General features: G+C 72.3%; 5 protein-coding genes. 1 reads left to right on the top strand and 4 read right to left on the bottom strand.

The features are described 5' to 3' along the window. Window positions 1–125: 125 nt before the first annotated feature. The 4 genes from ACYVE9_RS16325 to ACYVE9_RS16310 all read right to left on the bottom strand — a co-directional run bounded on the left by ACYVE9_RS16325 (window position 126) and on the right by ACYVE9_RS16310 (window position 3,047). The gene (locus ACYVE9_RS16325; protein WP_461028589.1) at window positions 126–731 is read right to left on the bottom strand and encodes a MarC family protein; all 606 of its coding nucleotides are present in this window, start codon (window positions 729–731) and stop codon (window positions 126–128) included. Window positions 732–765: 34 nt separating this feature from the next. Continuing rightward, window positions 766–1,611 (bottom strand): PHP domain-containing protein, encoded by an 846-nt coding sequence (locus tag ACYVE9_RS16320; RefSeq protein WP_461028588.1) that lies wholly within the window; start codon window positions 1,609–1,611, stop codon window positions 766–768. A 145-nt stretch (window positions 1,612–1,756) separates the two neighbouring features. Next, window positions 1,757–2,395 carry a DUF6758 family protein gene (locus ACYVE9_RS16315; protein WP_461028587.1) on the bottom strand — a complete coding sequence of 213 codons (639 nt, stop codon included), beginning with the start codon at window positions 2,393–2,395 and terminating at the stop codon, window positions 1,757–1,759. A gap of 43 nt (window positions 2,396–2,438) precedes the next feature. Then, window positions 2,439–3,047, bottom strand: a complete 609-nt coding sequence (locus ACYVE9_RS16310; RefSeq protein ID WP_461028586.1) for a suppressor of fused domain protein — start codon at window positions 3,045–3,047, stop codon at window positions 2,439–2,441. A 422-nt stretch (window positions 3,048–3,469) separates the two neighbouring features. Here ACYVE9_RS16310 and ACYVE9_RS16305 point away from each other — a divergent pair, with 422 nt between their 5' ends. Next, entirely contained in the window at window positions 3,470–4,579 is a 1,110-nt protein-coding gene (locus ACYVE9_RS16305) for a magnesium and cobalt transport protein CorA (RefSeq protein ID WP_461028585.1), read from the top strand. Window positions 4,580–4,627 lie beyond the last annotated feature (48 nt).

Raw genomic sequence — 4,627 nt, 5'->3', positions numbered from 1 at the left:
GTCCCACCCGGCGCAGCCGGCACACCCGGCCCGCTGAGCCGCCCCCGGCGCCCTCACGACGTCCCCCAGCGTCCCCGCGACGCCACCGGCCGCGCGCCCCTCCCCCCACAGGGCCGCGTGGCCGGTCAGCCGCCCCGGATGAACTGGGTGACGCCGTTGGCGATCTGCTGCACCGCGATGGCGGACAGCAGCATGCCGGAGAGCCGGGTGACCAGGACCACGCCGCCCTCCTTGATCAGTCGGACGATGAGCAGGGAGTAGCGCATGGTCAGCCACAGCACCAGGTGCATCGCGGCGATGGCCGCCCACACCGCGACCTGGCCGCCGACGCCGTCGGCGCGTTCCACCGCGAGGATGACGGAGACGATCGCGCCTGGTCCCGCGAGCAGCGGCATGCCCAGCGGCACCAGGGCGACGTTGACCTCCTTGGTCTGCGTCGGCTCGTCGGTCTTGCCGGTGAGCAGGTCGAGCGCCACCAGCAGCAGGAGGAGACCGCCGGCCACCATCAGGGCCGGCATCGAGACGTGCAGGTAGTCGAGGATCTGCCGGCCGAAGATCCCGAACAGGGTGATGACACCGAAGGCGACCAGCGCGGCCTGCCACGCCATCCGGCGCCGCACCTTGACGGGCCGGCCCGAGGTCAGGGCGAGGAAGATCGGTGTGATGCCCGGCGGATCCATGATCACGAACAGGGTGAGGAAGAGCGAGCCGAAGACGGCGAGGTCGAACACGGTGGTGCCTAGCGGGAGTGAGCGGAGGGGGACGTCAGGCGGTGAGCGGTGCCGCGCCCGTGCCGCGGGCGGCGATCTCGGCGTAGACGTCCGGGGCGGTGGTGTACTCACCGAGCCGGCAGGTCTTGCGGCTGCCGTGGTAGTCGCTGGAGCCGGTGACGAGCAGCGAGAGGTCCCGGGCGAGGCCGCGCAGTCGGTCCCGCGCGGCCGGATCGTGGTCCATGTGGTCGACCTCCAGGCCGTCGAGTCCGGCCTCGGCGAGCGCGGCGAGTTCCTGCTCCGAGAGGCAGGGGCCGCGGGTGGCGGCGAAGGGGTGCGCCAGCACGGTGACGCCGCCCGCGTCCTTGACCAGGCGCAGTGCGTCGAACGGGTCGAGTTCGTGCTTCTCGACGTAGGCCCGGCCGTCGCCGCCGATCCAGTCCGCGGTGAACGCGTCCCCCACGGAGTCGACCACACCGGCCTCGACCAGGGCGGTCGCGATGTGCGGGCGTCCCATCGAGCCGTCGCCGGCGATCTCGCACACCCGCTCCCAGGTGATGGGCACGCCCAGCTCACGCAGCCGGTCGACCATGCTCCGGGCCCTGGGCACCCGGTCGTCGCGGACGAGTTCACGCTCCGCGGCGAGCCGGGGCTCGGCGGGGTCGAAGAGGTAGGCGAGCAGGTGCAGGCCCACGCCGTCGAGGCGGCAGGACAGCTCGGCACCGGTGACGAGCGTCAGGCCGGCGGGCAGCGCGGCTGCCGCCTCGGGATGGCCGGCGACGGTGTCGTGGTCGGTGAGGGCCACCACGTCGAGTCCGGCGGCTGCCGCGTTGCGGACGAGTCCGGCCGGCGTGTCGGTGCCGTCGGACGCGGTGGAGTGGGTGTGCAGGTCGATGCGCACGGACGGGGCTCCAACAACGCGGGACGGCAGGGTGACAACTCAGAGTAGAGCACTGCCCGGTGCCCCCGACCTGGCCGGACCCGCCGGCCCGCCCCTCAACGCCCTGGCTCGGCGCCCCCGGGCGCGGAGGGGATCCGGGGAGCCGTCAGCCGAGGATGCGGGGGGAGAGGGCGCCGCACGGCAGCAGGTCCACCTCGGCGCCGGCGTCCCGCAGGTCTGTCAGCACCAGTTCGTCGTACATCAGCAGGCCGGACTGCTCGGGCCAGACCACCGCCCACAGCCACAGGCCGCAGGCCTCGCCGGCGAAGACGGCCCGGTCGTCGGGCACCCCGCTGACGTTCCACAGCGGCGTCGGGCGGCCGGCGGCCAGCACCTTGGCGTGCGGCGGTTTCTCCACCTCCATGTGCGGTCCCGGGTCCGGCCCCGGCAGGCCCGCGTAGCGCGCCCCCAGACCGACGCCGAGCTCCTCGGCGATCAGCAGCATCTCCCCCGGGCCGCCCAGTGGCGCGGGCCCCGAACAGGCCACCGCGGTGGCCCGGCCGCCGCTGCGGTCGTCACCCGCGCAGGCGACTCCGGTGAACAGCCAGCCCACCGGGAGCGGCCACGGCATCCAGACGGGGACGTGGGTGCGGGCGGCGACCACGCCGAGCGCCTCGACACTGGGCGGCAGCACCGGTTGCAGCGGGTGCACCGTGCCGTGCATGTCGCACTGCCAGGAGTCGGCGAAGAGACCGGGCGCCCTGACCCGTCCACCGCACTTCGGGCAACTGGGTTCGCCCCTCATGGAGGACCACGGTCCTACCCCGCGGCCCCCTAGTCAAGGACGATCACCCGGTCAGGGGTACGGATCCGCGGCGGGGGTCACGCAAGTCGGTGCCCTTGTCGAGCCACCGCTCCTCCAGGGCCTGCGCTCCGTGCACACGTTTCCAGGCCGCCTCGTTGGGCGTCATCGGCAGCACCGGCAGGAACCGGACCGGCTCCAGGGGCTCGTCCAGCTCCAGGTCCTCGACCAGGCCGCCCGGTTCGGCGACCAGGACGGACTGGAAGGGTGCCCGCGGCCAGAGCGGCTCGCCCAGTTCCAGGGAGGCGCCCGGCGCCACCACCACACCCTCCACCTGGGGGGACGCGGCCAGCACGGCGAGCGGGCGCAGCACCTTGTCGGTGTCGGCGACCTCCTTCGACACGGCTCGCACGGACAGCAGCAGCTCGGCCCGCGGCCCCAGCTCGGGGTCGGCGAGCACGGCGGCGGGGTCGCTCATCGGCGACGCGGACATGCCGAGCGTGGCGTACCGGACGAGCGGCCCGGAAGGGCCGTCACCGACGAAGCGCAGCACCTCGATCCGGTCGGTACCGAGAAAGGTGACCGACGCCCTGGCGTCCGGCTCCCCGAGCGCGGACCGCAAGCGGGCTTCGACCAGTTCGAGAACACGTGTCATGCAGCGAGTTTATGTCTCGTATGGATTGGGCAAAGAAGTGGCCGCCGACAGCCCGACAGCGCCGTTTCCCGGGCTCACCGATGTTACGGTGACGCGTCTGACAGTGCTGTACACGTCATCCCCCAGGGGATCGGCCGGAGGAGGTGGGGCTCACATGGATCCAAGTCGACCGTGCAGTAGCAGCCACCATTCGTTCCGGCAGCGGCCTTCCTGAACGGTGTCCGCTTTGGAGACTTCCGGCCCGGCCCTCAGCGCCGCGGTCCTGCCGTAGGTCCTCAATCCAGGCAGCGTTCCCCGCCGGCCCGGCGCTCGACTCCCGACGACTCCCCCGCGGTCCGCCGCGGGCGCAGGCGTCCTCGTCGGCCCGGACCGACAAGCCGCTGGCGGCTCATTCCGCGTGACCTTCCGCGAAGGAGCCCAGCATGTCGATGATCCGTGACCTGCGCGCCGCCGTGCGCCCGGTGCGCCGCCGCCGGGACGGCGGCTACGAGTCCGTCCGGCAGGACCACGGTGCCCGCAGCGCGGTGGTGGACTGCGCCGTCTACCGCGCCGGACGCCGGTCCAGCGACTCCCTCTCCCCCGCCGAAGCGCTGCGGCGGGTCCGCTCGGGCGACGGGCAGGAGTTCGTCTGGATAGGGCTGCACGAGCCCACCGAGCAGGAGTTCTCCGGCATCGCCCAGGAGTTCGGGCTGCACCCGCTCGCCGTGGAGGACGCCGTGCAGGCGCACCAGCGGCCCAAGCTGGAGCGGTACGACGACTCCGTCTTCACCGTCATCAAGACGCTGCACTACGTCGAGCACGCAGAACTGACGGCCAGCAGCCAGGTGGTGGAGACGGGTGAGGTGATGTGCTTCACCGGCCGGGACTACATCATCACCGTGCGGCACGGGGTGCAGGGCTCGCTGCGCTCGCTGCGGCACCGTCTGGAGGACGACCCCGAGCTGCTGGTCAAGGGCCCCTCCGCGGTGCTGCACGCCATCGCCGACCAGGTCGTCGACGGCTACCTGGCGGTCGCCGACGCGGTGCAGAACGACATCGACGAGGTGGAGACGGACGTCTTCTCCCCGCCCGGCGGCCGGTCCGCGCGGGGCGGCGACGCGGGACGCATCTACCAGCTCAAGCGGGAGGTCCTCGGGTTCAAGCGTGCCGTCTCGCCGCTGCTGCGCCCGATGCAGCTGCTGAGCGAGCGGCCGATGCGGGTGATCGACCCGGACATCCAGAACTACTTCCGGGACGTCGCCGACCACCTGACCCGGGTCACCGAGCAGGTGCTCTCCTTCGACGACCTGCTCAACTCGATCCTGCAGGCGAACCTCGCGCAGGCGACGGTGGCGCAGAACGAGGACATGCGCAAGATCACCGCCTGGGCGGCGATCTTCGCGGTGCCGACCATGATCGCCGGCATCTACGGCATGAACTTTACGTACATGCCGGAGCTGGAGTGGAAGTACAGCTATCCGGTGGTACTGGCCTCGATCGTGGGCATCTGTTACGCCATCCACCGCGGCTTCAGGCGCAACGGCTGGCTCTGACCGCCCAGGCGGCAGGCCCGCGCTGTACCCGGGCCGCCGCCCGGCGCC

The sequence above is a fragment of the Streptomyces sparsus genome (assembly GCF_054776295.1).
This window is presented reverse-complemented; position numbering and strand designations above follow the sequence as displayed.

Bases quoted from the DNA above. Each gene is read 5' to 3' on its own strand.
- ACYVE9_RS16310 (WP_461028586.1), bottom strand. From the start codon at position 3,047: ATGACACGTGTTCTCGAACTGGTCGAAGCCCGCTTGCGGTCCGCGCTC.
- ACYVE9_RS16315 (WP_461028587.1), bottom strand. From the start codon at position 2,395: ATGAGGGGCGAACCCAGTTGCCCGAAGTGCGGTGGACGGGTCAGGGCG.
- ACYVE9_RS16305 (WP_461028585.1), top strand. From the start codon at position 3,470: ATGTCGATGATCCGTGACCTGCGCGCCGCCGTGCGCCCGGTGCGCCGC.